The 25,678-nt window shown below is 71.3% G+C and carries 24 protein-coding genes; 10 read left to right on the plus strand and 14 right to left on the minus strand.

The window, feature by feature from the left end; translation table 11 throughout:
* Window positions 1–13: 13 nt before the first annotated feature.
* The 3 genes from rpmA to ORV05_RS24235 form a co-directional block, all read right to left on the minus strand.
* Entirely contained in the window at window positions 14–271 is a 258-nt protein-coding gene (rpmA, locus tag ORV05_RS24225) for a 50S ribosomal protein L27 (protein WP_268754318.1), read from the minus strand.
* 14 nt (window positions 272–285) lie between these two features.
* Window positions 286–600, minus strand: coding sequence for a 50S ribosomal protein L21 (gene rplU, locus ORV05_RS24230; protein ID WP_091512575.1), 315 nt, complete (start codon window positions 598–600; stop codon window positions 286–288).
* Window positions 601–765: 165 nt separating this feature from the next.
* Window positions 766–3,732, minus strand: a complete 2,967-nt coding sequence (locus tag ORV05_RS24235; protein ID WP_268754319.1) for an Rne/Rng family ribonuclease — start codon at window positions 3,730–3,732, stop codon at window positions 766–768.
* Window positions 3,733–4,215: 483 nt separating this feature from the next.
* Between ORV05_RS24235 and ORV05_RS24240 the strand changes: the two genes are divergently transcribed.
* Window positions 4,216–5,610, plus strand: coding sequence for a S8 family peptidase (locus tag ORV05_RS24240; protein WP_407652542.1), 1,395 nt, complete (start codon window positions 4,216–4,218; stop codon window positions 5,608–5,610).
* Here the strand turns inward: ORV05_RS24240 and ORV05_RS24245 are convergent.
* From ORV05_RS24245 to folC, 9 genes are all read right to left on the minus strand, one after another.
* On the minus strand, window positions 5,588–6,412 hold the full coding sequence (locus tag ORV05_RS24245) for an ABC transporter permease (RefSeq protein WP_268754320.1): 825 nt from the start codon (window positions 6,410–6,412) through the stop codon (window positions 5,588–5,590). The genes ORV05_RS24240 and ORV05_RS24245 overlap by 23 nt on opposite strands.
* 1 nt (window position 6,413) lies before the next feature.
* Complete coding sequence (locus ORV05_RS24250) at window positions 6,414–7,238, minus strand: ABC transporter permease (protein WP_268754321.1); 825 nt, start codon at window positions 7,236–7,238, stop codon at window positions 6,414–6,416.
* On the minus strand, window positions 7,238–8,149 hold the full coding sequence (locus ORV05_RS24255) for an ABC transporter ATP-binding protein (protein WP_268759876.1): 912 nt from the start codon (window positions 8,147–8,149) through the stop codon (window positions 7,238–7,240). Before ORV05_RS24255 ends, ORV05_RS24250 begins: the two co-directional genes overlap by 1 nt.
* Window positions 8,150–8,284: 135 nt before the next feature.
* Window positions 8,285–8,695 (minus strand): nucleoside-diphosphate kinase, encoded by a 411-nt coding sequence (ndk, locus tag ORV05_RS24260; protein ID WP_144593369.1) that lies wholly within the window; start codon window positions 8,693–8,695, stop codon window positions 8,285–8,287.
* 53 nt (window positions 8,696–8,748) lie between these two features.
* Entirely contained in the window at window positions 8,749–10,299 is a 1,551-nt protein-coding gene (locus ORV05_RS24265) for an alkaline phosphatase D family protein (protein WP_268754322.1), read from the minus strand.
* Window positions 10,296–10,964, minus strand: coding sequence for a hypothetical protein (locus ORV05_RS24270; protein WP_268754323.1), 669 nt, complete (start codon window positions 10,962–10,964; stop codon window positions 10,296–10,298). Before ORV05_RS24270 ends, ORV05_RS24265 begins: the two co-directional genes overlap by 4 nt.
* A 110-nt stretch (window positions 10,965–11,074) precedes the next feature.
* A complete protein-coding gene (locus ORV05_RS24275; RefSeq protein ID WP_268754324.1) occupies window positions 11,075–11,689 on the minus strand; it encodes a pentapeptide repeat-containing protein in 615 nt (204 codons plus the stop codon).
* The gene (locus tag ORV05_RS24280; RefSeq protein ID WP_268759877.1) at window positions 11,686–12,036 is read right to left on the minus strand and encodes a DUF4233 domain-containing protein; all 351 of its coding nucleotides are present in this window, start codon (window positions 12,034–12,036) and stop codon (window positions 11,686–11,688) included. Before ORV05_RS24280 ends, ORV05_RS24275 begins: the two co-directional genes overlap by 4 nt.
* Window positions 12,037–12,164: 128 nt before the next feature.
* Window positions 12,165–13,625, minus strand: coding sequence for a bifunctional tetrahydrofolate synthase/dihydrofolate synthase (gene folC / locus ORV05_RS24285; protein ID WP_326938082.1), 1,461 nt, complete (start codon window positions 13,623–13,625; stop codon window positions 12,165–12,167).
* A 40-nt stretch (window positions 13,626–13,665) separates the two neighbouring features.
* Between folC and ORV05_RS24290 the strand changes: the two genes are divergently transcribed.
* The 4 genes from ORV05_RS24290 (at window position 13,666) to ORV05_RS24305 (ending at window position 17,735) form a co-directional block, all read left to right on the plus strand.
* Window positions 13,666–14,271, plus strand: coding sequence for a class I SAM-dependent methyltransferase (locus ORV05_RS24290; protein WP_268754325.1), 606 nt, complete (start codon window positions 13,666–13,668; stop codon window positions 14,269–14,271).
* A 44-nt stretch (window positions 14,272–14,315) separates the two neighbouring features.
* On the plus strand, window positions 14,316–15,578 hold the full coding sequence (locus ORV05_RS24295; RefSeq protein ID WP_268754326.1) for an amidase: 1,263 nt from the start codon (window positions 14,316–14,318) through the stop codon (window positions 15,576–15,578).
* Complete coding sequence (locus ORV05_RS24300) at window positions 15,575–16,741, plus strand: acyl-CoA dehydrogenase family protein (RefSeq protein ID WP_268754327.1); 1,167 nt, start codon at window positions 15,575–15,577, stop codon at window positions 16,739–16,741. The genes ORV05_RS24295 and ORV05_RS24300 overlap by 4 nt, the downstream gene beginning before the upstream one ends.
* Before the next feature lie 91 nt (window positions 16,742–16,832).
* Window positions 16,833–17,735: an SGNH/GDSL hydrolase family protein gene (locus ORV05_RS24305; protein ID WP_268754328.1), complete on the plus strand. Its 903-nt coding sequence runs from the start codon at window positions 16,833–16,835 to the stop codon at window positions 17,733–17,735.
* 69 nt (window positions 17,736–17,804) lie between these two features.
* Here ORV05_RS24305 and ORV05_RS24310 read toward each other — a convergent pair whose 3' ends face one another.
* Both ORV05_RS24310 and ORV05_RS24315 read right to left on the minus strand, forming a co-directional pair.
* A complete protein-coding gene (locus ORV05_RS24310) occupies window positions 17,805–18,632 on the minus strand; it encodes an alpha/beta fold hydrolase (RefSeq protein WP_268754329.1) in 828 nt (275 codons plus the stop codon).
* A gap of 11 nt (window positions 18,633–18,643) precedes the next feature.
* The gene (locus ORV05_RS24315; RefSeq protein WP_268754330.1) at window positions 18,644–19,387 is read right to left on the minus strand and encodes an alpha/beta fold hydrolase; all 744 of its coding nucleotides are present in this window, start codon (window positions 19,385–19,387) and stop codon (window positions 18,644–18,646) included.
* Between the two features lie 70 nt (window positions 19,388–19,457).
* On the opposite strand from ORV05_RS24315, the gene ORV05_RS24320 reads away from it, so the two are divergent.
* The 5 genes from ORV05_RS24320 (at window position 19,458) to ORV05_RS24340 (ending at window position 25,654) form a co-directional block, all read left to right on the plus strand.
* Window positions 19,458–20,372: a LysR family transcriptional regulator gene (locus ORV05_RS24320; RefSeq protein WP_268754331.1), complete on the plus strand. Its 915-nt coding sequence runs from the start codon at window positions 19,458–19,460 to the stop codon at window positions 20,370–20,372.
* Between the two features lie 56 nt (window positions 20,373–20,428).
* Complete coding sequence (locus tag ORV05_RS24325; RefSeq protein WP_268754332.1) at window positions 20,429–21,418, plus strand: hypothetical protein; 990 nt, start codon at window positions 20,429–20,431, stop codon at window positions 21,416–21,418.
* Between the two features lie 77 nt (window positions 21,419–21,495).
* Window positions 21,496–21,930: a MarR family winged helix-turn-helix transcriptional regulator gene (locus ORV05_RS24330; RefSeq protein WP_268754333.1), complete on the plus strand. Its 435-nt coding sequence runs from the start codon at window positions 21,496–21,498 to the stop codon at window positions 21,928–21,930.
* A gap of 78 nt (window positions 21,931–22,008) precedes the next feature.
* Window positions 22,009–23,343 (plus strand): MFS transporter, encoded by a 1,335-nt coding sequence (locus ORV05_RS24335; RefSeq protein ID WP_268759879.1) that lies wholly within the window; start codon window positions 22,009–22,011, stop codon window positions 23,341–23,343.
* A gap of 4 nt (window positions 23,344–23,347) precedes the next feature.
* A complete protein-coding gene (locus tag ORV05_RS24340) occupies window positions 23,348–25,654 on the plus strand; it encodes an FdhF/YdeP family oxidoreductase (protein WP_268754334.1) in 2,307 nt (768 codons plus the stop codon).
* Window positions 25,655–25,678: the final 24 nt, after the last annotated feature.

The following is a 25,678-nucleotide window of genomic DNA, read 5'->3' on the forward strand; positions in this document are numbered from 1 at the left end:
GTCTCGCCGGGCCTCAGGCCTCGAGCGGGACGATGTTGACCGTCTTGCGGCCGCGCTTCGCGCCGAACTCGACCGAACCGGCGGCCAGCGCGAACAGCGTGTCGTCACCGCCACGACCGACGTTCACGCCGGGGTGGAACTTGGTGCCGCGCTGGCGGATCAGGATCTCGCCCGCCTTGACGACCTGACCACCGAACCGCTTGACACCGAGGTACTGCGGGTTGGAGTCACGACCGTTGCGGGAGCTGGAAGCACCCTTCTTGTGTGCCATGGCTGCTCAGCTCCTTACTTGCTGATTCCGGTGACCTCGACACGGGTCAGCTTCTGCCGATGCCCCTGCCGCTTGTGGTAGCCGGTCTTGTTCTTGAACTTGTGGATGCGGATCTTGGGACCCTTGGTCTGCTCGACGACCTTGCCGGTGACCGAGACCTTCGCCAACGCGTCGGCGTCCGTGGTGACCTCTCCACCGTCGACGTACAGCACGGCGGGGAAGGTGTGCTCGGTGCCCGGCTCGCCCTCGAGCTTCTCGACCTCGACGACGTCGCCGACGGCCACCTTGTACTGCTTGCCGCCGGTCTTGACGATCGCGTACGCCGACACGGAAGTCTCCTGCTTACTCGACAATGGGTGAGGGCTTGCGATCCGGCCCGCTCTGCGGCGGCCCGGTGATCGCGCCATGGCCCGCGCGCTCACGGGCCGTCCTCTAGATTACTGCCACCCCGGCCGCTGGTCGCACCGGGGTGGCAGAAACCCGATCAGAAGCGGTCAGCTCTGTTCGGACGCGTGGACCGGCGGCCCGGCCGGGCGGGAGGCCGCGCGGCGCGCCCGGCGCCGCGCGGACCGCACGGCCGGGGCGGGCACACTGACTTCGGGCTCGGGCTCGGGCTCGGGCTCGGTGCGGGACACCGCCTTCTCCGGCTCGGCCTGCGACACCGGCTCCACGGCAGGTTCGACGGCCGGAGCGAGGGCCTCCGTAGCCGCTTCCGCGGCCTGCTCCTGGGGCTGCGCCTCAGCCGCAGGAGGGGCCTGAACCGCGGTCTCGGCAGCGGGTTCGGCTTCGACCCGTACCTGGGCCGCGGCCGCGCCCACCGGCTCCGCCACGGCCTGCTCGGCCGCCGCGGGCTGCCCGGGTTCCTGGAGCTGCCCGTTGAGAGCCGCTTCCTGCTCGGCCGCTTCCTCCTCGGGCTTGCCCGAAGAAGCCAGCTTCGTCGCGTTCGCGATCGCCTGCACCGCGGAGACCACCGACTCCCGCTGCTCCGGGGTCGCCTTGGCGGGCTCGGGCTGCGCCTGGGGCTCCTCGGCCTTGCCCCGGCCGCGGGAGCGGCGCGAACCGTGCTGGTGCCCGCCGCCGGCACCGTTGCCGTGGCCGTTGCCGCCACTCGCGGCCCGCTGAGGCTCGGTGGACACGACCACGCCGCGGCCCTTGCAGTGCTCGCAGGTCGCGGAGAAGGCCTCCAGCAGGCCCGTACCGACCTTCTTGCGGGTCATCTGCACCAGGCCCAGCGAGGTGACCTCGGCGACCTGGTGGCGGGTGCGGTCGCGGCCAAGGCATTCGGTGAGCCGCCGCAGCACCAGTTCGCGGTTGGACTCCAGCACCATGTCGATGAAGTCGATCACGATGATGCCGCCGATGTCGCGCAGCCGCAGCTGACGCACGATCTCCTCGGCCGACTCCAGGTTGTTGCGGGTCACCGTCTCCTCGAGGTTGCCGCCGGAGCCGGTGAACTTGCCGGTGTTGACGTCGATCACCGTCATCGCCTCGGTGCGGTCGATGACCAGGTAGCCGCCCGAGGGCAGCCACACCTTGCGGTCGAGCGCCTTGGTGATCTGCTCGTCGATGCGGTAGTCGGTGAACACGTCCCCGGTGCCCACATAGCGCTTGAGCCGGTCGACGAGGTCGGGGGCGACGTGCCGCACATAGGCGTGGATGGTCTCCCAGGCCTGGCCGCCCTGGACCTCGAGCTTGGCGAAGTCCTCGGTGAACAGGTCGCGGACCACCTTGACCAGCAGGTCCGGCTCCTCGTACAGCATGGTCGGCGCCGCCGACTTCTTGCCGTGCCCGGTGGCCGAGTCCGCCTTCTCCTTGATGACCTCCCACTGCGCCTTCAGGCGGCGGACGTCACGCTCCAGTTCCTCCTCGCTGATGCCTTCGGAGGCGGTCCGGATGATCACCCCGGCGTCCTCGGGGACTATGCGCTTGAGGATGTCCTTGAGCCGCCGCCGCTCGTTCTCCGGCAGCTTGCGCGAGATACCGGTGGCCCCGCCCGCGGGCACGTACACCAGGAACCGGCCGGGCAGCGAGATCTGGGTGGTCAGCCGGGCGCCCTTGTGGCCGACCGGGTCCTTGGTGACCTGCACCAGCACGTTGTCCCCGGTCGACAGCGCCTGCTCGATCTTGCGGGACTTGCCCTCCAGGCCCGCGGCGTCCCAGTCGACCTCACCGGCGTAGAGCACGGCGTTGCGGCCGCGGCCGATGTCGACGAACGCGGCCTCCATCGAGGGCAGCACGTTCTGCACGCGGCCGAGATAGACGTTGCCGACGATCGAGCCGCTGCCGGAAGAGGTGACGAAGTGCTCGACGAGGACGCCGTCCTCGAGCACGCCGATCTGGGTCTGCTCGCCCCGTTCGGCGACCACCATGGTGCGCTCGACGGATTCCCGGCGGGCGAGGAATTCGGCCTCGGACAGGATCGGCGCGCGGCGGCGGCCCGCCTCGCGGCCGTCCTGGCGGCGCTTCCGCTTGGCCTCCAGCCGGGTCGAGCCGCGGACGCTGCGCACGCCGTCGCCCTTGGCGGCGGTCTTCTCCGCCTCGGTCCGGCCTTCGCGGACGTGGACGACGGTCTGGACGGCCTCGTCGGACGGGACGGCCTCGGCGCCTTCGTCCTCCCCGCTCTTGCGGCGGCGACGACGGCGACGGCGACGGCTGATGCCCTCGGCCTCCTCGGCTTCCTCCGCCTCCTCGTGCTCGGGCTCTTCCTTGGCCTCTTCCCCGGCCTCTTCGGCCCGGACTTCCTCGGCCTGCTCGGCGGCCTCGGCCTCGGCCTCGCCGGTGGCTTCGTCGCCGCCCTTGCCGCGGCCACGGCCGCGGCGGCCCCGGCGACGGCGGCGGCGGCCGCCCGCCTCCTCGCCTTCCTCGGCCTCTTCGGCGTGTTCCTCCGGCGCGGCCGCTTCCGCCTCCGCCTCAGCCGGCTTCGACGGCTCGGGCCGGGTCACCGCGGGCGGCTCGGGCGGCAGGAACACCGGCGAAGGGGCCGCGAACACCGGCACGTGCGCCAGCGGGCGCACCGGTTCGGGTGCGGACTCGGGTTCGGGTGCGGGTTCGGGTGCGGACTCCGGTGCGGGTGCGGCCGCGACCGGTTCCGGCTCGGTCCTGGGTTCCGGCTGCGGCGCGGGCGCCGGTTCCGGCTCTCCGGCGACGGTCGTTTCCGGGGCGGCTTCCGCCACGGGTTCCGCGGCCGCGGGCTCTTCCGCCGGGCCGGTCAGCGCCTCGGCCACCCGGAAGGCCACTTCACGGGGCACGCTCGACTGCGCGCTTCGGGCCGTCTCGCCCAGTTCGGTCAGCTTCGCCAGCACATCCCGGCTGTTCGAGCCCAGCAGTTTGGCCAGTGCGTGCACCCGGACCCGCGGCGGCAGTTCGCCGAGCGGGTTCCCGGACACGGTGACAGCCGGGTCATTCGTGGGTGCGACGGCGTTCCCGCCGGTGGTGTCGGCGGGTGTATCCGCGTTCGTCATCTGTCTCCTCCGCCCCCGGGCGCGTCTGCCAGCCGATGCTGGAAGGACGCGGCCGCGCAGGGGCCCTTTCCTGTCCTGTGCCGCCGGGGTGGTCACCACCGGCGGGAATCCTGTGCCTTCTCGCCCGGACGGCGCCGGGAGAACCGGCACGCGCCTGGAGGCAGGTCCGCTCGGTCACATACCGGCTGGGCCGGCGGCTTCGCACTCCGCCTGCCACGTCGTCGAGCCGCCCCGCACGGGCGGCGACGACCTGGCGCTCCTCCGGCATGTCACCGGGTCACCGGTACCGGCACGCACCATGGTGTGGGCGTTCCGGCTCGGCAGCCACCTCGAGTATCCCACACGAGGCCCGGGGGCCCGCGTGCTCACCGTCCGGACGGCGGGTCGGCCACGGCCGGGCGAACTTGACCGCTCCGGTTGTCGCTGCGTGGCCGGCTGCCCTAACGTCCGGCTGATACCGCAGGTCCCCAGGAGGTTTCCCGAGTGACGACGTTCCGGCGGTCGCTCGCAGCGCTGGCCGCGGCCCTGCTCGCCGCCGCGGCCGGGGGTCCGCCCGCCTCGGCCGACGAGGCCGCCGGCTGCTTCCCGGCCGGCCGTTCCCTGCGCTATCTGGTCCTCTTCGACCCCGCAACGCCGCCCGAGCAGGCCGACGCACAGGTGCGGGCCGCGTGCGGGAGCTCCACCGGTTACTACCCCCAAATCAGCGTGGGGGTGGCCGTTTCGGCCGATCCCGCCTTTCCCGCGCGGATCGGCCCCGCGCGTGCCTTCAGCGCGCAGGCGTACCGGACGGCCGTGCCCTCCGGCCAGGCGGAAGCGGCCTTCGACCAGATCCCCCGGGCGGGTGAGCCCGACCGGACGGGCGAGCAGTGGGACATGGCCGTGATCAACGCCCCGCAGGCGAGATCGGTCACTCCGGGCGATCCGGACGTGGTGGTCGGGGTGCTGGACTCGGGCATCGACGCGAACCATCCGGATCTGGCGCACGCGGTCGCACGCGAGGAGTCGGCGGGCTGCCTGACCGGGATGCCGGATCCCGGGGAACCGGCCTGGCGGCCGACGGCCTCCGCGCACGGCACCCACGTGGCGGGCATCATCGCGGCGGCCGACGACGGCCGCGGGGTGACCGGGGTGGCACCCGGGGTGCGGGTCGCCTCGGTGAAGGTCATCGACGACCGCGGGTACGTCACGCCGGAAGCGGCGGTATGCGGGCTGATGTGGGCGGCCGCACGGCACATGAAGGTCGTCAACAGCAGCTTCTCCGTCAACCCGTGGGGCCTGGCCTGCGCCCGGCGCGAGGACTACGCCGTGGTGCACGAAGCCCTCGCGCGGGCGGTGGAGTACGCGGCCCTCTCGGGCACCCTCACCGTGGCGGCCGCCACGAACGACGCGGCGAACCTGACCCCCTCCCCCCGTGCCGGCACCACGCCACCACCCGCCACAGGCTGCGAAGCGCTCCCCGCCGGGCTGCGCGACGTCGTAACCACCTCGGCGGTGGGCCGTGGCGAGGTGAAGGCCGGCTACAGCTCCTACGGGCTCGGCGTGATCGGCCTGGCCGCCCCCGGTGGTGACGGCCACGACTGCGTGCTGTCCACGGTGCCCGGCGGCGGGTACGCGCCCCTGTGCGGCACGTCCATGGCGGCGCCGCACGTGAGCGGGGTCGCCGCGCTGCTCGCCTCGGCGCATCCCGGCTACGGGCCCAGGCAGTTGCGCGAGGCGCTGTACCGCACGGCCCGCCCGATGCCCTGCCCCGCGGACTACGACCTCACCGGCGACGGGCACCAGGACGCCTACTGCACCGGCTACACCGCCTACAACGGCTTCTACGGCCACGGCATGGTCGACGCGCGGGCCGCGCTCACCGCAGGAGCAGGTGGGTGATCCGGCGCGACGCCGCCCACACCCCGAACGCCGCCAGTGCCACCAGATAGGCCAGGTGCCCCAGCATGTCCGGCCGCAGCAGCCCGGCCGACACCTCGCGCATCAGCTCCACCCCGTGGTACAGCGGCGAACACTGCACCACCACGCGGATCGCCCCCGGGTACACCGACAGCGGGTAGAACGTGGTGGAAAACAGGAACAGGGGCATCACGACGAGCTGGATGTAGTCGAACTGGGACGGCGAACGCAGGAAGGTGGCGCAGGCCATGCCGATGGCCGCGAAGGCGAACGCGACCAGCAGGGCGATCGGGATGATCAGCACCGTCCACGGCGAGGTGACCAGGCCCATGCCAAGCATCACGCCGAAGAACGCCACCGCGTACAGGCCGCCGCGCAGCACCGCCCAGGCGATTTCCCCGATCGCGATGTCCAGCGGGCCGATCGGGGTGGCCAGCATCGCGTCGTAGGTCTTCGCGTAGCGGATCTTGAAGAACATGTTGTACGTGGAGTCGAGGACGGCGCCGTTCATCGCCGAGGACGCCAGCAGCGCGGGGGCGACGAAGGCGACGTAGCTGATCGGCCTGCCATCAGGCCCGGCCACGTCGCCGACCAGCCTGCCGAACCCGATCCGGAAGGCGATCAGGTAGAACAGCGGCTCGAAGACGCCGGAGACGAAGACGAGCCACATCCGCGAGTAGGCGAGGATCGAGCGCTCGACGAGCTTGCTCGCCCGGCCCGCGTAGAGCCCAGGCGGCAGGATCCGCAGCAGCGGCCCGGGCCGCCTCTGGTGCAGCACCGTCATTTCAGACCACCAGCCGTCGGTAGAAGTACTTGCGGGCGAGGAAGATCCCGATCGCCAGCAGCGCCGTGAGATACGCGACGTGCCCGAGCGCGGCCCAGATTCCCAGCCCGCCGAGAGTGACCCCGCGTGCCAGCTCGTTTCCGTGCCAGAGCGGGGAAATCCAGGCCAGCCAGCGCAGGGCGAGCGGGATCTGCGCGATCGGGAAGAAGGTTCCGGCGAACAGCGTCATCGGGATCACGCCGAACCGGAACAGCCCGTTGAACCGGGTGCCCTCGTCGAAGGTGGTGGCCGCGAAGGCGGTGACCGGGGCGGCGCACGCCAGCCCGGTGAACACCCCCACGACGACCACCGCCACCAGGCCCGCGTTGAGCCAGGCGCCGAAGGCGAGCGCGATCAGCGCGTACACCACGCTGGACAGCAGTATCCGCAGGCCCACCCACGCGAGATGGCCGCCGAGCAGTTGTCCCGGGGTGACCGGGGTGGCCGTCACGGCGAGGTAGTCCTTCTGCCATTTGAACCCGGACAGCACCGGGTACGTCGACTCGGCCACGCCCTGCTGCAGTGCCGCGGACACCAGCAGCGCCGGGGCGATGTAGTGCAGATAGGACAGTCCGCCGGTGGCCGGGCCCGCCGGCACCTGCGAGCCGAAGCCGAGGCCCATGGCCAGGAGGAACAGCAGCGGCTGCAGCCCCGAGGAGTACAGGGTGGACTTCCAGTACCGGCGGTACCAGGACAGGTTCGCTTCCACGCGCAGCAGGGCCGCCCGCCACGGCCCGACCACCCGGCCCGCCGATGTCACCGATGCCGTCGTCGATCCCGTCGTCATCAGTCCACCAGCGTCCGGCCGGTGAGGTGGAGGAAGACGTCCTCCAGGCTGCTGCGGCGGACCAGGCTCGACAGGGGCCGGATGCCGCGGACGTGCACCTGCTCCAGCGCCGCCTCCCCCGCCGCGGTGTAGAGGAGCAGCCGGTCCGGCAGGACCTCCACGCGTTCGGCCAGATCGGCCACCGCGGCCAGGGGTGCCTCCTCGCCGGGCGGGAACCGCAGTTCGAGCACCTCGCGGGTGGAATAGCGGGAGATCAGCTCGGCCGGTGAGCCCTCCGCGACGATCCGGCCGCCGTCCATCACGACCAGCCTGTCGCACAGCTGCTCGGCCTCGTCCATGTAGTGGGTGGTGACGATGAGCGTCACGCCCTGCGCCTTGAGCCGGAACAGCCTGTCCCACAGCAGGTGCCGGGCCTGCGGGTCGAGCCCGGTGGTCGGCTCGTCGAGCAGCAGGAGCTCGGGATCGTTGACCAGTGAGCGGGCGATGGTGAGCCGCCGCTTCATCCCGCCGGACAACGGTTCCACCTCGTCGTCCGCGCGGTCGGCGAGCTGGGCGAACTCGAGCAGTTCGGCGGCCTTGGCGCGGGCCTGCGCCCGCGACAGGCCGAAGTAGCGGGCGTAGACCTGGAGGTTCTGCCGCACGGTCAGCTCGGTGTCGAGGTTGTCCTGCTGCGGCACCACGCCCAGCCGGGCGCGGATGCGGGGGCCGTCGGTGTCCGGGTCCAGGCCGAGGATCCGGAGATCGCCGTCGCTGCGCGGGGACACGCAGGCGATCATGCGCATGGTGGAGGACTTGCCCGCGCCGTTGGGGCCGAGGAAGCCGAACGCCTCCCCGCGCCGCACTTCGACGTCGATCCCCCGGACGGCCTCGAAACCGCCGAAGCGCTTCACCAGCGCCTTGGCCCGCACCATGGTCGTGTCTTCGTCCACATCTCGCACACTAGGACGAACCACCGACAGAACTCGACCGCTTTTGGGAGCGGGCGCCCTGGAAACCGTGAGGGCCCTTCACGGCCGGAACGACCGTGAAGGGCCCTCACGGGAGGGTCACAGGTCCGGGAACCAGAGCTTGAGTTCCCGCTCGGCCGACTCCGGCGAGTCCGACCCGTGCACCAGGTTGTACTGCGTCTCGAGGGCGAAGTCGCCGCGCAGGGTGCCCGGGGTGGCCTTGGCGACCGGGTCGGTACCGCCGGCGAGCTGGCGGAAGGCGGCGATCGCGCGGGGGCCCTCGACGGCGATGGCCACGACCGGGCCCGAGGTGATGAACTCGAGCAGCTCGCCGAAGAACGGCTTGTCCTTGTGCTCGGCGTAGTGCTCCTCGGCCACCGGGCGCGGCACGTTCCGCAGTTCCAGCGCGGCCAGCGTCAGGCCCTTGCGCTCGATCCGCGCGATGACCTCGCCCACGAGGCCGCGCTTCACGCCGTCGGGCTTGACCAGGACCAGCGTGCGTTCACTCACGACTCTGTTACTCCTCGATTAACCGCTCGTCATCGAAACCTGCTGAACGCAGCCTAACGGCTTCCCCTCGAACGCTGCGGGCGCAGGGTGGCCGACCACAGCGAAACACCCTTTCCGTCCCTCAAGCACACCGTCAGTTCACCGCTGGCACCGTCCACGTTCAGCTCGCCGAAATGCTGGAAACCGTCCATCGGCGAGGTGTTCGGGGCCGGCGGGGCGTGCACGAAAACCGCCTCGGGGCCGAAGGTGGGGTCGAGCTTGTTCGGCCCGAACGCGCCCGCGTGCAACGGCCCGGAAACGAATTCCCAGAACGGGTCGAAATCGCCGATCGCGGCGCGGTCGGGCGAGTAGTGGTGGGCCGCGGTGTAGTGCACGTCGGCGGTCAGCCAGACCACGTTGCGCACCCTGCGGCGCGCAATCTCCCGGAGCACCCCGGCCAGTTCGCTCTCACGCCCGCCCGGCGCGCCCGCCAGGCCGTTGGCGACGCCCTCGATGTCCTTGCCGTCGGGCACCACGAGCCCGATCGGCAGGTCCGCCTGCACCAGCTTCCAGGTGGCGGTGCTGCGGGCCAGTCCGTCCACGAGCCACCGCGCCTGCCGTTCCCCGAGAATGGAACCGGGCTTGGTGACGTCGGAGGTGTTGGCGTCCTTGTAGGTCCGCATGTCGAGCACGAACACCTCGACGTGGGGCCCGTAGCGGAAGCTGCGGAACACACGTCCGTCGACGGCCTGCTTCGCGTCGATCGGATGCCATTCGTGGAAGGCCTGGAATGCGCGCTGGGCCAGCACGTCGACGCGCTTTTCGGTGTACTGGGGAAGATCGAGGATTTCGCCCGGGTACCAGTTGTTGAGCACCTCGTGGTCGTCCCATTGCACGTAGCTCGCCACCGAAGCGGCGAAGGCCCGCACGTTTTCGTCGAGCAGGTTGTAGGCGAACTGCCCGCGGTATTCGTCGAGGGTTTCGGCCACTTTGGACTTTTCCGGAGTGACTATGTTGCGCCAGACCCGCCCGTCGGCGAGGGTCACCGTTTCCTTCAGCGGCCCGTCGGCGTACACCGTGTCGCCGCTGTGCAGGAACAGGTCCGGCTCGCGCGCGGCCATCGCCGCGTAGGCGGTCATCCCGCCGAGGTCCGGGTTGATGCCCCAGCCCTGGCCCGCGACATCGCCGGACCAGAGGATCCGGACGTCCGAACGGCCGGCGGGCACCGTGCGGAACCGGCCGGTCAGCGGCTCGCTCACGGCCCGCCCGTCGAGGGATTCGGCCGTGACGCGGTAGTGCAGTTCCGACCCCGCGGGCAGCGCCGGGACACACAGTTTGCCGGTCCCGCCGGTGCCGGGGGTGAGCAGCGGCCCGGTCAGCCGCCGCGCGTGCGCGAAGCGTTCGTCGCGGGCGACCTCCACGATCATGCGGGAGGGACGGTCCGCCCGCGTCCAGATGATCGCGGAGTCGGCGGTGACATCGCCCGCCTGCACGCCGTGGGTCAGCACCGGGCGGTCCCGGCGGACGAGCGCGGCGGCGGTGGGTCCGCCCAGCGCCCCCGCAGCGAGCGCACCGGCCGTCACGATGCCGGTTTTGAGCAGGGTTCTTCGGGTCTGTTCGGTCATGACCGGTTTGTAACCAGCGTCCCGGTCGGCGAGGTCAATTCCGGCTTTACGGCCGGTGAACGGGTTACGGCGAAGGCGAGCAGCAGGCAGCCCAGTGCGGTCAGCAGGCCGTGCGCGACGCGGAGCGCGGGCGAGCCGAAGAACTGGGGAATGAACAGGGCGAACGCGAGCGCGAAGGGGATACCGGCCCAGCGGAACGTCCCGGCCCGCCCCACGGCCACCGCGGTGAGGATCCCCGCCGCCGCCAGCAGCAGCAGCCCGGCCGCGAACAGGGTGGCCGCAGCGGGGTTGAACCGCATCGCGTCGACGACCCGCAGCAGCGACTGGTCACCGGTGTCGAGGGCCCGCCGCCCGATCGCGTTCGCACCGAACACCTCGGCGCCGTAGTAGGGCAGGGTGAGCCCCGCGCCGAGCCAGCTCGCCACCAGCGCCGCGCGCCCGGGCGCGCCGTCCAGCGCCCGCAGGCCGAACGGGATCAGGATGAAGCCCGCGACAGCGGCGAGGTGCGCGACGATCCAGGCCGGTGAGGCCATCGCGGCCGCTCCGGCCAGCGTCGTCTCGTCCGAGTAGGGGCGCACCATCGGGTAGACGGCGAACAGCACTCCGGCCACGGCCAGTGCCGCGGCGTTCAGGCGCGTGATGCCCGGCTTGGTCCGTACTTCCACGATTCCTCCGTGAACACTAGTCGCATTCGAGAGCAGCGCTCTCATGCGACCAGCATCGCGCGAACCACGATCCGAGTCAAGAGCAATGCTCTCGTTTTCTGATAGTGCTCTCAGAATGCCGCGGCAGACTCAGCCTCCCGGACGTCCGGGCCCAGGCTGCGCACAAGCACCACGGCCTGCGCGGGCGTGATGAGGGCACCGCTCAGCTCCACCGTCAGCGGGTCCATCGACCGCAGGTCACTCCCCCGCAGATCACAGCGGGTGAACTTGGCACTGTGCAACTGGGCACCCGACAGATCCACCCCCGACAGCACCGCCTCCGCGCAGTTGGCCCCCGTCAGATCCACTTCCCGCATCCGCAGGGACTGGAACGACGAACCCCGCAGATCCGCGCCCGGCAACGCCACGAACGACCAGTCCCCGCCCATCACGCGCATCGGCCGCACCACGCACTGCTGGAACTGGCTGCCCACGAGCTTGCACCCCTCGAACTCCGCGTCGAAGAAGTTGCACCGCTTGAACGTGCAGCCCACGAAGGCCGAATCGACGTGACGGGAGGCGTTGAACCGCACATTGCCGAACGTGCATTCGGTGAACACCGCACCCCGGCTCGACGCCTCGGTCAGATCCACCTCGTGGAACGAGCAGCGCGTGTAGTGCACCGCTTCCAGTTCCTCGGCATACCAGTCCTCACGCCGGAACGTCTCGCCTTCGCGCTCGCTCACCGCCGCTGGCTGGGCAGCGTCCCCGCCGCCATCCGGCGCGCCACGTCACGGCGCAACCACAACGCCCACACCCAGAACGCCAGGAACAGCAGACCGATGATCGCGACCGCGGGCAGCGTGAAGAAGAACGAGATCAGCCCCACCTGCAGCGCCAGGATGACCGGCACCACCCACGACCGCTTCAGCAGCCCGCAGAGCACCACCAGCGCCACCGCGATGCCGATCACCGCCCAGCCCTTGCCGGTGCCCACGCCGCCGCCCAGCCGGGCCACCACGGGCACCGCCAGGCCCACCGTGATCGCCTCCAGGATCAGCGCACCCGCCATCACACCCCGGAAGGACTTCATCGGATCCTTAGCCGGAGGCCGCGCCCCGGTGTCCACAGACCCGCCAGTGTCGCTCACGCGGGCTCCTGTGTCCTGCGGGACACCCGCACCCGATCGCCCGCCGTGAGCGGGGCTCCCGCCAGTGTCGCTCACGCGGGCTCCTTTCCGAAGAGTGTCCGGGCTTCGCCCGCCGTGACCACCGAGCCGGTCACCAGCACCCCGCCGCCCGCCAGCGGCTCGTCCGGGTCGTCGCTTTCCTCCACCAGGGCGACCGCGGCCTCCACCGCGGCCTCCAGGCTGGGCTCCGCCACCACGCGGTCCTCCCCGAACACGGACACGGCCAGTTCGTACAGCTCGTCCAGCGGCATGGCGCGGGGCGAGGAGTTGCGGGTCACCACGAGGTCCGACACGACCGGCTCCAGTGCCTCCAGGATGCCGCGGGCGTCCTTGTCCCCCATCACGCCGACCACCGCGGCGAGCCGCCGGAAGGCGAACTCCTCGCCGATCGCGGCGGCCAGTGCCCGGGCGCCGTGCGGGTTGTGCGCCGCGTCGAGCAGCACGGTCGGCGCGGAGCGGACCCGCTCCAGCCTGCCCGGCGTCTCGACCTCGGCGAAGGCCTCACGCACCGCCTCCACCACGAGCTGCCGGTCCTTGCCCGCCCCGAAGAACGCCTCGACCGCCGCCAGCGCCAGCGCCGCGTTGTTCGCCTGGTGCTCACCGTGCAGCGGCAGGAAGATCTCGTCGTAGACACCGCCGAGGCCCTGCAGCCTGAGCAACTGGCCGCCGACGGCGACCTCCCGCTGCAGCACGCCGAACTCGCTGCCCGCCCTGGCCACCGTCGCGTCCACCTCGACGGCGCGCTCCAGCAGCACGCGCAGCGCCTCGGGCTCCTGATCCGCGATCACCGCGACGCTGCCGGGCTTGATGATGCCCGCCTTCTCCGCCGCGATCTTGCTCAGGTCGCTGCCCAGATACTCGACGTGGTCGATGCCGATCGGGGTGATCACCGCCACCTGGGCGTCGACGATGTTCGTGGCGTCCCAGGTGCCGCCGAGCCCCACCTCGATCACCGCGGCCTCCACCGGCGCGTCCGCGAAGGCGGCGAACGCCATCCCGGTCAGCACCTCGAACTTGCTCATCGGCGGCCCGCCCGCACTGTCCACCATGGACACGTACGGCGCGATGTCGCGATAGGTGTCGACGTACTTCGAGGCCGGGATCGGGACGCCGTCCAGCGCGATGCGCTCGGTGACCAGTTGCAGGTGCGGGCTGGTGTAGCGGCCGACGCGCAGGCCCATCCTGGTGAGCAGCGCGTCGATCATGCGGACGGTGGACCCCTTGCCGTTGGTGCCCGCCACCTGCAGCACCGGATAGGTCCGCTGCGGGTCACCCAGCACACTCGCCAGTGCGGCGATGCGCGACAGCGAGGGCTCGATCTTGGTCTCCGGCCAGCGCTGGTTCAGTTCCGCTTCGACCACCAGAAGGTCGCGCCGGGCCTGCCGTTCGATCTCCTCCAGGTCGGCAGCGGGGACCTCTCCGGGCTCGTCGGGCAGAGGTCCGGCCACGAAGTTGTCGCCACGGGACAGCTCGGCTGGGTAGTCCTCTTCCACATCCCAGAGTCTACGTTCGCCGTTGTGGCAGGTTGGCGCCGTGCCCTTCAACCACAACGACCACTACCACCCGCTGCTGTTGCGCCAAGTGCCCGCGCGAGCGCGCACCGCGCTGGATGTCGGCTGCGGCACGGGAAAGTTCACGCGGAAACTCGCCGCGACCGGCCTGGCCGTCGAAGGCATCGACCCGGCACGGGAAGCGATCGAAGCCGCGTGCGCAACGAGCCCCGGCAAGATCACCTACCGCTGCGAGGACGTCACCCGCGCCGGGCTTCCCGAAGGCCACTACGACTTCATCTCGTGCCTGGCGGCGTTGCACCACATGCCGTTCGAGACGGTGACGAAGCTGCGGCGCGCACTCGCCCCCGGTGGCGTGCTCGCGGTCCTCGGCCTGGCACTCCCGAGCTCCGCCCGCGACCTGGGGAAGTGGCTGCTGGCGGCCCCGCTGCTGAACGTCCCCGCCAGGCTGGTGGTCGCGGCCGGGGACCGGCTCAACGGTGGCGGAGACCACGTCGCCGTCGCGCCGGTGCGGGACCCGGACCTCTCGATGGCCGAGGTCCGCCGCGGCTCGGCCACGCTGCTGCCCGGCAGCACCGTGCGCACGCTCCTGTTCTGGCGCTACCTGCTCGTTTACCGGGCCGGCTAAGCGGGGGCTTAGTAACGGGGCCCTCGAGGTGCTATGAACACAGGGTGAGCGGATCAGAGTGGATCGCCCGGACCGGACGGCCCGCCGCCGCGCTGCGGCGCGCGGAAGAACTCGGGGCCTTCGTCGAAACCTATGCCGAGCCGGGTATCCCGGCAGCCGTGAAGGACCTCATCGACGTGGCGGGCCAGCCGGTCCGCAACGGCACACCCGGCCTCGGCCACCGCATCGCCGGAATGGACGCCCCGGTGTGGGCGCGGCTGCGCGCCGCGGGCTATGCCGCGGTCGCCCGCACCACCGTGCCGGAACTGGCCTGGTCGGGCCGCACGCCCGGCTGCGGAAACCCGTGGGACCCGTCACGCGACGCGGGCGGGTCGAGCGGCGGCTCGGCGGTCGCCGTGGCCACCGGCGCGACCGTGGTCGCGCTCGGCACCGACACCGGCGGTTCGATCCGCATCCCGGCGGCGCTGTGCGGGGTGGCGGGCCTTCGCCCCACCCACGGCACCCTCGACCTGCGGGGGATCACCCCGGTCACCCCGTCCATGGACACGGTGGGGCCGATCGCGGCCACCGCCGCCGACTGCCTGCGCCTGCACGGGCTTCTCGGCGGCGCCATCGAACCCGTACCCGCCCTCGCGGACCTGACCGTCGGTCTTCCCGTGCACCTGTGGGCTGGAAAATGCGACCCCGAGGTCGTGCGGCTCGTCGAGGAGGCGGCCGCCACCCTGCGCGCGGCCGGCGTGAAGATCGTCGAGGTCGATCTTCCGCTCGCGGCCCGGCACGCCCGCACGGCCGGATACACCACGATGCTGTTCGAATCGGCCCGCCAGTGGTGGGCCGAATACCGGCGGGACCCCTCGGGACTGGCGGGCCGTGCCGCCGGGCTGCTGCGCGCGGGGTCCGAAGTGTCCGTCTCGGACTACGAGCGGGCCAGGGAACTGGCCGCCGCGATCCGCGCGGAGGTCGACGCCGTGTTCGGCGACGTGGGGGCGCTGCTGCTGCCGACCGTGCCGGTCACCGCCGCCCGGCTCGACGAGGAAACGGTCGAACTCGGCGGACGGGCCGAAGACGTCGAAAACGCCTACTACCGGCTGACCGCGCTCGCCTCGGTCGGCGGTCATCCCGCGCTGACCGTGCCCGCCGGGCTCAGCGCGGCCGGACTGCCCGTCGGTGCCCAGCTCGTCGGCCCCCGGCGGCAGGAAGCGACGCTGTGCGCGCTGGGGACGGTCATCGAAGACGGGCCCGCCGCGCGGGAACTCGCGCTGGCGAGGCGGAACCTGCAGGACGAAACAGTGAGGACACAGCCATGAGCCGCCCCGACCCCCGTGATCTTCTCGGCATCCGTGAGCTGCTCGGTGAAGAGGAGCGGCAGATCGCGGACACCGTGCGCGCCTTCGTGGGCAAGGAGGTGGCCGACCACGCGGGCCAGTGGTTCGAGGACGCCGAGTTCCCGCGCCACCTCGTCGGCCGGATCGGCGAACTGGGTCTGCTCGGCATGCACCTGACCGGCTACGGCTGCGCCGGCACCAACGCCACCGCCTACGGCCTGGCCTGCCTCGAACTGGAGGCCGGTGACTCCGGGTTGCGCAGCTTCGTGTCGGTACAGGGCTCGCTGGCGATGTTCCCGATCTGGAAGTACGGCTCGGAGGAGCAGAAGGAGCGGTGGCTGCCCGCGATGGCCCGCGGGGAGAAGATCGGCTGTTTCGGCCTGACCGAACCGGACCGCGGCTCCGACCCCGGCGACATGCGCACCACGGCCCGGCGCGACGGCTCCGACTGGGTCCTCAACGGCGCCAAGATGTGGATCACCAACGGCACCTTCGCCGACATCGCGGTGGTCTGGGCACGGACGGAGGAGGGCATCCGCGGTTTCCTGGTCCCGGCGGGCACGCCCGGCTTCACCGCGCGCGAGATCAAGCACAAGATGTCGCTGCGGATGTCGGCGACCGCGGAACTGGTGCTCGAAGACGTGCGCCTGCCCTCCGACGCCGTACTGCCCGGTGTGACCGGCCTGCGCGGCCCGCTGTCCTGCCTGGCCGAGGCGCGCTACGGCATCCTGTGGGGCGCGCTCGGGGCAGCGCGTTCCTGCTACGAGACCGCACTGGACTACGCCACCAGCCGCGAGCAGTTCGGCAAGCCGATCGGCGCTTTCCAGCTGACGCAGCAGAAACTGGTCGGCATGGCGCTGGAGCTGAACAAGGGGCTGCTGCTCGCGCTGCACCTCGGCCGCCGCAAGGACCACGGCGAGCTGCCGCCCGAGCTGGTCAGCTTCGGCAAGCTGAACAACGTACGCACCGCGATCGACATCGCCCGCACCGCGCGGACCATCCTGGCCGCCAACGGAATCAGCCTGGAATACCCGGTCATCCGGCACGCCAACAACCTGGAGTCGGTGCTGACCTACGAGGGCACCGAGGAGATCCACACGCTGGTCCTCGGCCAGCTCCTCACCGGACAGTCCGCCTACCGGTAAGCCTTCCGGGCTCCCACCTTCGGAGTATCCCGGGGTAACGCCACCCGAACGGCGGCGCCGCCCGGCGGGCGCACAGGCTAGGAAGAAAGCCATGCGCGCCCGCCGGAGCCTCTTCGTCAGCCTTGTCACCACCCTCGTGGTCTGCACCTCGCTGGTCTCGTCGCTGGCCGCCGACGCGGCCACCCGCCGGTTCCGGCACTACGTCGCCCTCGGCGACTCCTACACCGCGGGCCCGCTCATCCCCCTGCAACGGCTCGATCCGCTGGGCTGCTTCCGGTCCACTTCCAACTATCCGGCACAGCTCGCCGTGCGGCTGAGGGCCGGTTCCTTCACCGACGTCAGCTGCAGCGGGGCCGACACCACGAACATGACGGCCCCGCAGGACGTGCTGTTCGGGCCCAACCCGCCGCAGCTCGACGCGCTGCGCCCGGACACCGACCTGGTGACGCTGGGCATCGGCGGCAACGACTACAGCGTGTTCGGCAGCATCATCGGCACCTGTCCCGGGCTGCGCGCGAGCGATCCCACCGGAAACCCCTGCCAGCGGCATTTCACCGTCGACGGGGTGGACACGCTCAAGGCCGCGATCACCCGCACGCAGGGCAACATCACCCGGGTACTGGCGCTGATCCACCGGCGTGCCCCGCGCGCGAAGGTCCTGGCGATCGGGTACCCGCGCATCGCGCCGCCCAGCGGCACCTGCCCGGACATCCTGCCGTTCGCCGACGGCGACTACGCGTGGCTCAACAGCGTGGAGGAAGCGCTTAACGCGGCGGTCGCGAGCGCCGCGTCCACCGACCGTCGTACGTCCTACGTGGACACCTTCACGCCGTCGCTGGGCCACGACGCCTGTGCCACCGGCGGCGAGGCCTGGATCAACGGCAAGGACATGCTGCCCTGGGCCGCGTCCTACCACCCTCTCTTCACCGGAATGGCGGGGATGGCACGGATCATCCAAGCCTCCCTCACCCACTCCCGCACCGAGCTGTCCTAGGACCTGGATCAAAGTGGCTTGGGTAGCGGTGCGGGGAAACTGCAACCCGCTTCCCGCCGCAGGTCCGGCTTACCTCGTGGACGCTGCGTGCGGCACGGCAGGCAGTTGTTCGTCCAGGAAAGCGGTCACCAGACCCCAGAACGCCTCCGGGTGCTCGGCGTGCGCCCCGTGGCCCGCGTCCACCTCCGCGTAGCGCGTCCGCGGGATCCGGGCGAGCAGTTCGCGCTGCTGGGCCGCCGGGATCAGCCGGTCCTGGGCGCTGGCGAGCACCAGGGTCGGCGCGGTGATCGCCGGGAGCACCGCGCGGAGGTCGACGGTCCGGTCCACTTCGGTCTGCCGCGCCACTCCCGGCGCCAGGTTGGCCGCCAGTGCCGCCACCACCGCCTCGTTGGAGGCGGCGTCCGCGGCCGACCAGTAGCGCGTCCCGAAGGCCATCAGCGGCAGCATCCGCGCGAACAGTCCGGGAGCGGTGTCCAGCACCTCCAGCCAGAGCCGGAATTCGGCGTCCAGGCGGGCGTCGGTGTGGACCCACCCCGCGTGCAGAACCAGCGAAGCCACCTTCTCGGGCCGGGTCCCCGCGAGGTGCGCGGCGACCGCCGCGCCGAGCGAGTGCCCGACCACGTGGAAGCGGTCCAGACCGGCGTCCGAGGCCGCGGCGAGCATCTCCGCCGCCAGGTCCTCCACGGTCAGCGGCCCGCCGTGATCGGTGGTCAGCCCCGATCCGGAGTAGTCCGGGGCCACCACGGTGAACCGGTCCCGCACCGCCTCGACCAGCGGCGCCCATTGCTCGCGCGTGGCCCCGGTTCCGTGGATCAGCAGTAGCCCGGGACCGCTGCCCGTCACGTCGTAGTGCACCGAGACGTCGCCGCCGCTGATGCGCAGATTCACCTTGGGCATGGGCAACTCCCTCAAAGCACCGCGCGCAGCGCGGCGTTGAACTCGGCGGGACGTTCCTGCTGCGGCATGTGGCCGCTGCCCCGCACCACGGTCAGTGTCGCGTCGGGCACCAGGCTCGCGCAGGTTTCCGGCACCTCCAGCGGGATTTCCGCGTCCAGTTCGCCGTGCACGTAGCTGACCGGCACCTTCAGGGACGGCAGCGACGGGCGCGGATCGTAGGTACCGGCTTCGAGGATGTGCGCGTCGATGTAGGGGCCGGCGTCGAGGATCTGCCGCACCGTCCAGTCGATCAGCGCCCCGGAGGTGCCGGGGGCATACCAGTTCGGGACCCAGCCGGCGAGCGTGGCGGCGCGGTCGTCCCTGAGCCCCGAGGCCAGCTTTTCCAGCGGCATGCCCGTCGAAGGCCAGTAGGACGGCCCGTCCACGGCCACCACCCGCGAGACGCGTTCCGGATGGCGCAACGCCAGTTCCGTGGCGAACGTGGCACCGATCGAGGACCCGATCAGCACGGCCTGCCCGATCTCCAGCGCGTCGAGCAGCCCGAGCGTGTCCGCCACGACGGTCGCGGTGTCGTTGCCCCCGGCGGGGCGGGCGGAGCGGCCGCAACCGCGCCAGTCGACCGTGACCACCCGGTGGTCGCGGACGAATTCGGGCAGTTGCGCGTTCCACACCCGGCTGCTCGTTCCCCAGCCGTGCAGGAACAGCAGCGCAGGGCCGCGTCCCTGGTCTTCGTAGTAGAGATCCTGGTGAAACATGCCTCCAGGAAATCCGAAGCGGGGGCGCGGACCAAGACGCGATCCGCTCCTACACTGATCACGAGTCGTGATGAATGGGGTGGGCGTGGAGCTGCGGCAGTTGCGGTACTTCCTGACCGTGGCCGAAGAGCTGCACTTCGGGCGTGCCGCCGAACGGCTCCACATCGGCCAGCCCGCGGTGAGCCAGCAGCTGCGGCGGCTGGAACGGGAGCTGGGGGTCAGCCTGTTCGACCGCACCACGCGCACGGTCACCCTGACCGAGGCCGGAAAACGCCTCGTCCCCCATGCCCGTGCGGTGATCGCGGCCGAAACGCGGGCCAAGGAGGCGATCGGCAGCCTGCGGGCGGAGCAGGCGGGCACGGTGCGACTCGGCACGAGCGACGGCCTCGGCACCCGCCTCGACCGCCTGCTCGCGCGGTTTTCCCACCACTGCCCCGCCACGCAGGTGGAACTGGTCCACGCGCCGACCGAGCAACGGCTGAGGGCGGTGCGCTCCGGAGAACTGGACGCGACGCTCGTGCGGGGGAAATGGGACCGCCCCGAACTCCGGCTGATCCCGGTCTGGACCGACCGCGTGCTCGCGGCACTGCCCGCCGCGCATCCGCTCGCGCTGCGTGGCGAGATCGAAATCGCGGCACTGGCGGGCCTGCCGTTGCGGCTGTCGCCCCGGACACGGAACCCGGTGCTGTACGACCTGATGGTGGCCAGCTGCCGCGAAGCGGGCTTCGAGCCGGTGTTCGGCAAGGACTTCACCACCTCGCAGGACACCCTGGCCGCGATCGCGTTCGGGAAGGCGGCGTGGACGGTGTTCTACGAGCCGCACGCCCGTCAGCTGCCGGTGCCCGGCGTGGTGTTCCGCCCCCTGCGGAACCCGGCCCCGGTGATGGCCACCCACCTGGTGGTCCGTACCGGCGCGGAACGCCCCGAGCTCGCCGCACTCGCCCAGTCCTGCCGCGAATCCCGGGAATCGGCCGACGAGCCGTAACACCGGCGAGTGATCACCGATTTCCGGAGGACGGTTTTCGAGCGAAAGCGGCGCGAGTGGACGAGTACGACATCGAATCGCATCCGGATCTGCAGGATCCCGAGTGGCAGCGCCGGGCGATGAAGACGGCGCGGGAGGAACTGCGGCGCCGGCAGCGGCGGACCGGCCGGGGCAGGCGCCTGGCGCTGACGGCCGTCGTGCTCGCCGTCCTCGCCGGAGGCGGATTCGCCTTCTACCGCTGGGGTGTGGCGACCTCCGACCACTACTCCGGCAAGAGCTCGCAACCCGCGCCGAGCCGGGCGGGTACCACCACCGCACCGGCGCCGAGCGACCTGCCCTACTGGGGTGCGGTGGATCTGAGCCACCCCTTCGACCACACCCCGGCCCAGAACTGGGGACAGGGCCTCGCCGGACTGGCCGTCCCGCAGGCGACGCAGGTGGGCACCTTCTCCGAAAAGCAGGTTTCGGACGCGCTCACCCAGGTGCTGCACGCGATCGACCTGGCCTTCCTCGACCCGGATGTCCTTTCCGCGCACCACACGGACCGCTATCTGGCGGGCCTGGCTCCCAGCGCCCGCGACTGGCTCACGCCGTACCTCACCGGCTCCGACCGGTCGCACGCGCTTTCCTACGTGACCCTGCTGGCCGACGGATACCACCTGCTGCCGGTGCTGCCCCGGATGAACGGAACCCTGACCAGTCGCGCCGGCCGCCGCGGCGAACTCGTGGTGCACGCGAGTTTCGTCGTCGCCTACGCCTTCGACCCGGGAAACCGGACCGTCAGCGGCCCCGGCGACATGGAACCCTTCGTGCGTGTCGAGGGCGACTACACCGTGCGTTCGGCGGGCGAGTTCACGAAGAACGACTCGGGACTGTGGCCGGACGGCAATCACCTGTACCTGACCGCGGCCGCGTGCCGGGCCTCCGACGAGGGCTTCCTGGCTCCCGCGTTCAGCGAGCGGAGTGTCGCGGTGACCAGCGCGACGCCGGAACCGGGCGAGTTCGACCCGAACCAGCCGATGCCGACCCAGGACACCTGCCACTGACCACGAGCCGAGGCCACCCCTCACGGCCCCCGTGCGGCGGATTGAACAGAGTGGACTGAACAGCCTAGGCTGGGTTTATGAGCAGGGTGTCGTCCGAGGTCGCGCACCTCGCCGGCGGGGTGCGCGGCGTGATCGGTCAACTGCACCGGCGCCTGCGCCAGGTCGACAACGCGGGGGTCCTCACCCCGTCGCAGTCCGCCGTGCTGGGCCGCCTGTACCGCGACGGCCCGGCCACGCAGGCGCAACTCGCCGCGGCCGAGCACGTCCGCCAGCAGTCGATGGCCGCGACCCTGGGTGTCCTGGACGAACTGGGCTTTCTCGACCGGGCCCGCGATCCCCGGGACGGGCGGCGCGTGATCCTCTCGCTGTCCGAACTGGGCGAGAAGACGGTGCGCGGGGTGAGCCAGAACCGCGAGGAATGGCTCGCGCAGGCGCTGTCCACCTTGACCGCCGAGGAACGCGAAACCCTCGCCAAGGCGCTGCCCCTGCTGCGGCGCGTGGCTCAGCGATAAGGAGTGGTCAAGACGACGGCAGCGCGAACCGCGACCGGAAACCGGACCCTCTTCGGCCCCCGCGTGGTGCTGCCCCTGGTGGCGGGCGCGGTGCTCAACCCCGTCAACTCGACTCTGATCGCGGTGGCGCTGGTCCCGATCGGCCGGACCTTCGGGGCGGGCCCGGAGCACACCGCCTGGCTGATCACCTCGCTCTACCTCGCCACCGCGGTCGGCCAGCCGGTGGTCGGGCTGCTGGTGGACCGGTTCGGCGCGCGGCGGGTACTGCTCGGCGGGGCGCTCCTCGTGCTGGTGGCCGGGATCGGCGGGCTGCTCGCGTTCTCGCTGGACTGGCTGATCGGCGTGCGCGTGGTCCTCGGCCTGGGCACCTGTGCGGGTTTCCCGGCGGCGATGGCGGTACTGAGGGCCAGGGCGGACGCGGCGGGCGAAGGGGTGCCGAGCCGCGTGCTGTCCGTCCTCGCGATGTCCGCGCAGACGGTCATGGTGATCGGTCCGGCCCTCGGCGGGGTGCTGATCGGCCTGGCGGGCTGGCCGGCGATCTTCGCGGTGAACATCCCGCTGGCCACCGTTTCCCTGGTGCTCGCCCTGCTGTGGGTGCCTCGCGACGAGGTGCGTCCGGCGGCGAGCCGGGAGCCGGTCGACGTCCTGGGTATCGCCCTGTTCTCCGCCGTCCTGCTGGCCCTGCTGCTGTTCGTGATGGAACCGGCGGTGGGGCGGCTGTACCTGCTCGGTGCCGCCGTGCTCCTCGCGGCGGTGTTCGCCCGCGTGGAATGGCGGTCCCGCAAACCGTTCGTGGACCTGCGCATGCTCACCGCCAACGGGCCGCTGCTGCGCACCTATCTGCGCCAGGCACTGGCCTTCCTCATCGTGTACGCGATCATGTTCGGCTACGTGCAGTGGCTGGAATCGGTGCGGGGACTCAGCGAATCCGCGGCCGGGGCGCTGCTGCTGCCCATGTCCGCGGTCGCGCTGCTCGCCGCGGGCGCCTCGGGCAGGCCCCAGGGCCTGTGGGGACGGCTGATCATGAACTCGCTCGCGCTGCTGACCGGTTCGGCGCTGCTGCTGTTCCTCGACACGAAGACCTGGCTGCCGGTGCTGGTCGGCGTCGCCGCGGTCTTCGGCCTCGGCCAGGGACTGACCAGTGTGACCAACCAGACGGCGCTCTACCAGCAGGCTCCGGCCGAGGCGATCGGCACCGCCAGCGGCCTGTTCCGCACCGCCCAGTACCTGGCCGCGACCGGCGCGTCGACGCTGATCGCGCTGTGTTTCGGCGGCCGGGCCACCTCCGCCGGACTGCACCATCTGGCGTGGGCGCTGGCCGGGGCGGGCTTGCTGCTGCTGTCGGTGACGGTGTTCGATCGGGCACTGCGGAAAATCCGTACTCGCCCTGAACGAATCCAGGACGAACAATAACGCGGTGACCAGGAACGCGCCCAAGAACGACGTCGACGAGGCCCGCCTCGAAGTCCACCAGCCCAAGACCTGGGCGGCCGGTGTGCCCGGGGTGGCCGTGTCGCTGTTGCGCAGCGTCGAGCAGATGGGAACCTCCCGCACGGTGCGCACCTTGCGCCTGCTGAACCAGCGGGAAGGGTTCGACTGCCCGGGCTGCGCCTGGCCGGAGCCGCAGGGCTCCGCGGGAGAACACCGCAAACTCGCCGAATTCTGCGAAAACGGGGCGAAAGCGGTCGCCGAAGAGGCGACGAAACGCCGCGTCGGACCGGAGTTCTTCGCCGCCCATCCGGTGGCCGAGCTGGCGGGCAGGACCGACTACTGGCTCGGGCAGCAGGGCAGGCTGACCCATCCGATGGTGCTGCGGGAGGGGGCCGCGCACTACGAGCCGATCTCCTGGGACGACGCCTTCGAACTGATCGCGCGGCACCTGCGCGCACTGTCCACTCCGGACGAAGCGCTGTTCTACACCTCCGGGCGCACCAGCAACGAGGCCGCCTTCCTCTACCAGCTCCTGGTCCGCTCGTTCGGCACGAACAACCTTCCGGACTGCTCGAACATGTGCCACGAGTCCTCCGGTACCGCGCTGTCGGAGACGACGGGAATCGGCAAGGGCTCGGTCAGCCTCGCCGACATCCACCAGGCGGACCTGATCGTGGTGGTCGGGCAGAACCCGGGCACCAACCACCCCCGCATGCTGTCCGCGCTGGAGAAGGCGAAGTCGCACGGCGCGAAGATCGTGGCGGTGAACCCGCTGCCGGAAGCGGGCCTGATGCGGTTCAAGAACCCGCAGAGCCCGCGCGGGGTTCTCGGCAAGGGCACCGCGCTCGCCGACGAGTTCGCGCAGGTGCGCCTCGGCGGCGACCTCGCCCTCTTCCAGGCCATCGGGCACCTGCTGCTGTCCTGGGAGGACGCCGCCCCGGGCACGGTGGTGGACAAGGAGTTCGTGGACGGCTCGACGCACGGCTTCGACGACTACGCCCGCAACCTGCGCGAGATCGACTGGGCCGAGATCGACCGCGCCACCGGGCTGCCCCGCGAGCAGATCGAAAAGATCGCACGCCTGATCGCCGGGTCGCGGCGCACGGTGTACTGCTGGGCGATGGGCGTGACGCAGCACCGGCACGCGGTGGCGACCATCCAGGAGATCACCAACGTCGCCCTGCTGCGCGGCATGATCGGCAGGCCGGGTGCCGGGCTGTGCCCCGTGCGCGGGCACTCGAACGTCCAGGGCGACCGGACCATGGGTGTCTGGGAGAAGATGCCCGAACGGTTCCTCTCGGCACTGGAGACGGAGTTCGGCATCGCGGTGCCGCGCAAGCACGGGCTGGACACGGTGGACTCGATCCGCGCGATGCGCGACGGCGCCGCGAAGGTGTTCATCGGCATGGGCGGCAACTTCGCCGCCGCCACCCCGGATTCGGAGCTCACCGAGCGCGCGCTGAGCGCCTGCGAGCTCACCGTGCACGTGTCGACGAAGCTGAACCGGTCCCACGTGGTGCACGGCAGGACCGCGCTGATCCTGCCCACGCTGGGCCGCACCGAGCGTGACGTGCAGGCCTCCGGCGAACAGTTCGTCACGGTCGAGGACTCGATGTCGTGCGTGCACGCTTCACGGGGCCGCCTGCGGCCGGCGGGCGACGAACTGCTGTCGGAGGTGTCGATCATCTGCCGGCTGGCGCGCACCCTGCTCGGCCCGGACCACCCGGTGCCGTGGGCGGAGTTCGCCCGGGACTACGACCTCATCCGCGACCGCATCGCCCGCGTGGTGCCCGGCTGCGAGGACTACAACAAGCGCGTGCGCGAACCGGACGGTTTCGTGCTCCCGCACCCGCCGCGCGACGAGCGGCGGTTCGAAACCGCGACCGGGAAGGCGAACTTCACCGCCAGCGAGCTGGAATACCCGCGGGTCCCCGAAGGCAGGCTGCTGCTGCAGACGCTGCGCAGCCACGACCAGTACAACACCACGATCTATGGCCTGTCCGACCGCTACCGCGGCATCGAGGACGGCCGCCGGGTGGTGCTGGTGCATGCCGAGGACCTCGCCGAACTCGGCTTCGCCGAAGGGGAGGTGGTCGACGTTGTCTCGGAATGGGAGGGCACCGAGCGCCGGGCGGAACGTTTCCTGCTGGTGGCCTACCCCACCGCGCGCGGCTGCGCCGCGGCGTACTTCCCCGAGGCAAACGCCCTGGTGCCGCTGGACTCCGTGGCGAAGAAGTCCAACACTCCCGTGTCCAAGGCCGTCATCATCCGCCTGGCCCACCGGAACGGCTGAGTCTCCCCGCGGACGGGGCCGTGA

This window comes from Amycolatopsis cynarae (genome assembly GCF_026802195.1).
Taxonomy (GTDB): domain Bacteria; phylum Actinomycetota; class Actinomycetes; order Mycobacteriales; family Pseudonocardiaceae; genus Amycolatopsis_E; species Amycolatopsis_E rhizosphaerae.

Excerpts from the sequence above, each read along its gene's own strand:
- ORV05_RS24235 (WP_268754319.1), bottom strand. The coding sequence starts at position 3,732 with ATGACGAACGCGGATACACCCGCCGACACCACCGGCGGGAACGCCGTC.
- ORV05_RS24280 (WP_268759877.1), bottom strand. The coding sequence starts at position 12,036 with ATGAAGTCCTTCCGGGGTGTGATGGCGGGTGCGCTGATCCTGGAGGCG.
- ORV05_RS24250 (WP_268754321.1), bottom strand. The coding sequence starts at position 7,238 with ATGACGACGGGATCGACGACGGCATCGGTGACATCGGCGGGCCGGGTG.
- ORV05_RS24320 (WP_268754331.1), top strand. The coding sequence starts at position 19,458 with ATGAATGGGGTGGGCGTGGAGCTGCGGCAGTTGCGGTACTTCCTGACC.
- ORV05_RS24245 (WP_268754320.1), bottom strand. The coding sequence starts at position 6,412 with ATGACGGTGCTGCACCAGAGGCGGCCCGGGCCGCTGCTGCGGATCCTG.
- ORV05_RS24265 (WP_268754322.1), bottom strand. The coding sequence starts at position 10,299 with ATGACCGAACAGACCCGAAGAACCCTGCTCAAAACCGGCATCGTGACG.
- ORV05_RS24305 (WP_268754328.1), top strand. The coding sequence starts at position 16,833 with ATGCGCGCCCGCCGGAGCCTCTTCGTCAGCCTTGTCACCACCCTCGTG.
- rpmA (WP_268754318.1), bottom strand. The coding sequence starts at position 271 with ATGGCACACAAGAAGGGTGCTTCCAGCTCCCGCAACGGTCGTGACTCC.
- ORV05_RS24300 (WP_268754327.1), top strand. The coding sequence starts at position 15,575 with ATGAGCCGCCCCGACCCCCGTGATCTTCTCGGCATCCGTGAGCTGCTC.
- ORV05_RS24310 (WP_268754329.1), bottom strand. The coding sequence starts at position 18,632 with ATGCCCAAGGTGAATCTGCGCATCAGCGGCGGCGACGTCTCGGTGCAC.
- ORV05_RS24255 (WP_268759876.1), bottom strand. The coding sequence starts at position 8,149 with ATGGTGCGGGCCAAGGCGCTGGTGAAGCGCTTCGGCGGTTTCGAGGCC.
- ORV05_RS24315 (WP_268754330.1), bottom strand. The coding sequence starts at position 19,387 with ATGTTTCACCAGGATCTCTACTACGAAGACCAGGGACGCGGCCCTGCG.
- ORV05_RS24330 (WP_268754333.1), top strand. The coding sequence starts at position 21,496 with ATGAGCAGGGTGTCGTCCGAGGTCGCGCACCTCGCCGGCGGGGTGCGC.